The organism is Mesorhizobium sp. M7A.F.Ca.CA.003.01.2.1, from assembly GCF_003998945.1.
Taxonomy (GTDB): Bacteria; Pseudomonadota; Alphaproteobacteria; order Rhizobiales; family Rhizobiaceae; genus Mesorhizobium; species Mesorhizobium ciceri.
In genome coordinates this window covers 1-3,426 of record NZ_RZRA01000629.1, presented here as the reverse complement: position 1 = coordinate 3,426, position 3,426 = coordinate 1, and the positions used below count along the sequence as shown (strand labels likewise).

The 3,426-nt window shown below is 65.4% G+C and carries 2 protein-coding genes; one reads left to right on the top strand and one right to left on the bottom strand.

The window, feature by feature from the left end; translation table 11 throughout:
• Window positions 1-17 precede the first annotated feature (17 nt).
• Entirely contained in the window at window positions 18-2,828 is a 2,811-nt protein-coding gene (gene gcvP, locus EN969_RS22560) for an aminomethyl-transferring glycine dehydrogenase (RefSeq protein WP_063167887.1), read from the top strand.
• A 1-nt stretch (window position 2,829) separates the two neighbouring features.
• Here the strand turns inward: gcvP and EN969_RS22555 are convergent.
• Window positions 2,830-3,426 (bottom strand): GGDEF domain-containing protein (locus tag EN969_RS22555; protein WP_164758424.1); only part of this gene is annotated, 597 nt, incomplete at its 5' end.

Here is a 3,426-nt window from a genome sequence, read left to right as displayed (position 1 = left end):
TATCAGGACTTATTGAGATGACCGCAGCACCCTACCCCTTCTCGGCCCGCCATATCGGTCCCGGCCTCAACGATACCAGAGCCATGCTGGCCGCCATCGGCGTGCCCTCGATCGAGACGCTGATCAGCCAGTCCGTCCCGAAGTCGATCCGGCTCGATCGGCCGCTTGCCCTGCCGGCACCAGCGAGCGAGGCGGAAGCGCTGGCTGAGCTTTCGGCTGTCATGGCCGGGAATACGGTGCTGAAGAGCTTCATCGGCGCCGGTTATCACGGCGTCCATGTGCCGCCGGTTATCCAGCGCAATCTGTTCGAGAACCCGGCCTGGTATACGGCCTACACGCCCTATCAGGCCGAGATCAGCCAGGGCCGGCTGGAAATGCTGTTCAACTTCCAGACCCTGGTCACCGAACTGACCGGCCTGCCGGTGGCATCGGCGTCGCTGCTGGATGAAGCAACCGCCGTGGCCGAGGCGGTCGGCATTGCACTGCGCCATCACCGCGACAAGCGCACCAAGGTAGCACTTGCCGGCACGCCGCACCCGCAGACGCTGGACGTGGTGCGCACCCGCGCCGAGCCGCTCGGCATCGAGATCGATGGCGAGACGATCGACGACAACACCGCCGCCCTGCTTGTCTCCTGGCCGGATACATTTGGCGTCTATGGCGACCACAAGGCAGCGATCGACAAGGCACACGCGACCGGCGCTCTCGTCGTCTTCATCGCCGACCCGCTCGGCCTGACGCTGACCGACGCGCCGGCCAAGCTTGGCGCCGACATCGCAGTCGGCCCGATGCAGCGCTTTGGCGTGCCGATGGGCTTTGGCGGCCCGCACGCGGCCTATTGCGCCGTCTCCGACAGGCTGACGCGGCTGATGCCTGGCCGCCTGGTCGGCCAGTCCACCGACAGCAAGGGCCGGCCCGGATACCGGCTTGCCTTGCAGACGCGTGAGCAGCATATCCGCCGCGACAAGGCGACCTCCAACATCTGCACCGCGCAGGCGCTGCTCGCCAATATGGCGACCGCCTATGCCATCTGGCACGGCCCCGCCGGGCTGCAGGCGATTGCCGGGCGCATCCACACGCTGGCCAATCGTCTTGCCGCCGGGCTCAAAGCAGCAAACATCTCCGTGCTCGGTTCAAGCCGCTTCGACACGGTGACGGCCGAGGTGAAGGGCAAGGCAGCTTCGATCGCCGCCGCCGCTGAAAAGGGCGGCAGATTGCTGCGTGCCGTCGATGCCGACCACATCGGCATCGCCTTCGACGAAACCTCCACCGAGGCCGATCTCGACGCAATCGCGGCCCTGTTCGGCGCCAAGGCTGGCGCCTCCGCCGACAGCACGGTGCCCGGCAAGCCGCGCGGCAAGGAGTTCCTGACCCAGCCTGTTTTCCACGAAAACAAGTCGGAAACCGAGATGATGCGCTTCCTGCGCCGGCTGGCCGACAAGGACCTGGCGCTCGACCGCGCCATGATCCCGCTGGGATCCTGCACCATGAAGCTCAACGCCGCCGCCGAGATGATGCCGGTGAGCTGGCCGAGCATTGCCAATCTGCACCCTTTCGCCCCGGCCGCGCACTCGGCAGGCTACCGCGCCATGATCGGCGAGCTGGAGGGCTGGCTGTCGGAGATCACCGGCTTCGACGCCGTCACATTGCAGCCCAATGCCGGCAGCCAGGGCGAATATGCCGGACTGCTCGCCATCCGCGGCTATCACCGCTCTCGCGGCGACAACCACCGCACCGTCTGCCTGATCCCCTCCTCGGCGCATGGCACCAATCCCGCGAGCGCGGCGATGGCTGGCATGAACGTCGTCGTCGTGCGCTGCACCGAAGACGGTAACATCGACATGGACGACATGAAGGCCAAGGCGACTGAGCATGCGCAAAATCTCGCAGCGCTGATGTTCACCTATCCCTCGACGCATGGCGTGTTCGAGGAAGGCGCACGCGATCTCTGCGCGCTGATCCATGAGCATGGCGGCCAGGTCTATTTCGACGGTGCCAACCTCAACGCGCTGGTCGGGCTTGCCCGTCCCGGCGACATCGGCGCCGATGTCTGCCATATGAACCTGCACAAGACCTTCTGCATTCCGCATGGCGGCGGCGGACCCGGCATCGGGCCGATCGGCGTCAAGGCGCATTTGAAGCCGTATTTGCCCGGCCATGTCACCGAAGGCTCGGCGCACGCCGTCTCCGCCGCCCCCTTCGGCAGCGCCTCGATCCTGCCGATCACCTGGATGTATATCCGCATGATGGGCGCCTCGGGCCTGAAGCAGGCGACCGAAACAGCGATCCTTTCCGCCAACTACATCGCAACGCGGCTCGGTGCGCATTTCCCGGTGCTCTACAAGGGCAGGCAGGGACGCGTCGCGCATGAATGCATCCTCGACACCCGTGTGCTCAAGGAGAGTGCAGGCATCAGTGTCGACGATGTCGCCAAGCGGCTGATCGATTATGGTTTTCACGCGCCGACCATGTCCTTCCCGGTCGCCGGCACGCTGATGGTGGAGCCGACCGAGTCCGAGCCCAAGCGGGAAATCGACCGCTTCTGCGAGGCCATGATCGCGATATCGGCAGAGGCAGCAAAAGTCGCCAGGGGCGAATGGCCTTTGGCCGACAATCCGCTGGTCAACGCGCCGCACACCGCCGCCGAGGCGCTGGCCGGCCAGTGGAACCATCCCTACTCGCGCCTGGAAGCGGCCTATCCGGCCGGCGACGCCGACACGGCAGCCAAGTACTGGCCTCCGGTGTCACGCATCGACAATGTCGCCGGCGACCGCAACCTGGTCTGCTCGTGCCCGCCGCTGTCCGACTATCTGGGGGCCGCGGAGTAATTTACGCTGAGCGCAAGGCCGGCTTGATCGGCTCGGCCTTGCCCATCCTCTTGCGGCTGATGACGCAATTTCGTCCGGCGCGTTTGGCGGCATAGAGCGCCGCGTCTGCCTCGGTGAGCACGTTGTCGAGGCTGCTGCCGCTTGCCTCGCCAAAGCCGATGCCGCCGCTGACCGTGCTGCGCAATTTGCCGAGCTGGGTGGGGACGATTTCGGCGCCGAAAGCCACGCCGATCTTGCTGGCGAGATCGTAGGCCTTTTCGTCCGTCATCCGCGACATGACGACTGCGAACTCCTCGCCGCCAAGGCGAAAAGCGTCGACGCCGGGCCGGGCATATTTCTTGATGACGGCGGCAAAACGGCACAAGACCTGATCCCCAACCGGGTGACCGTAGACATCGTTCGTCCGCTTGAAGTGGTCGAGGTCGAACATGACGATAGACATGAATGGACCGAAACTCCGCTCGCCGTAAAGCGACGTCAATGCCCGGCGGTTCAGCAACCCTGTCAGCGGGTCGGTCATGGTCTCGGCCTTGAGCTCGATCTGCGCCTGCAGATGATGGAGGGAGAGCGTCAATGCTCCGAGCCCGGTCATGCAGGC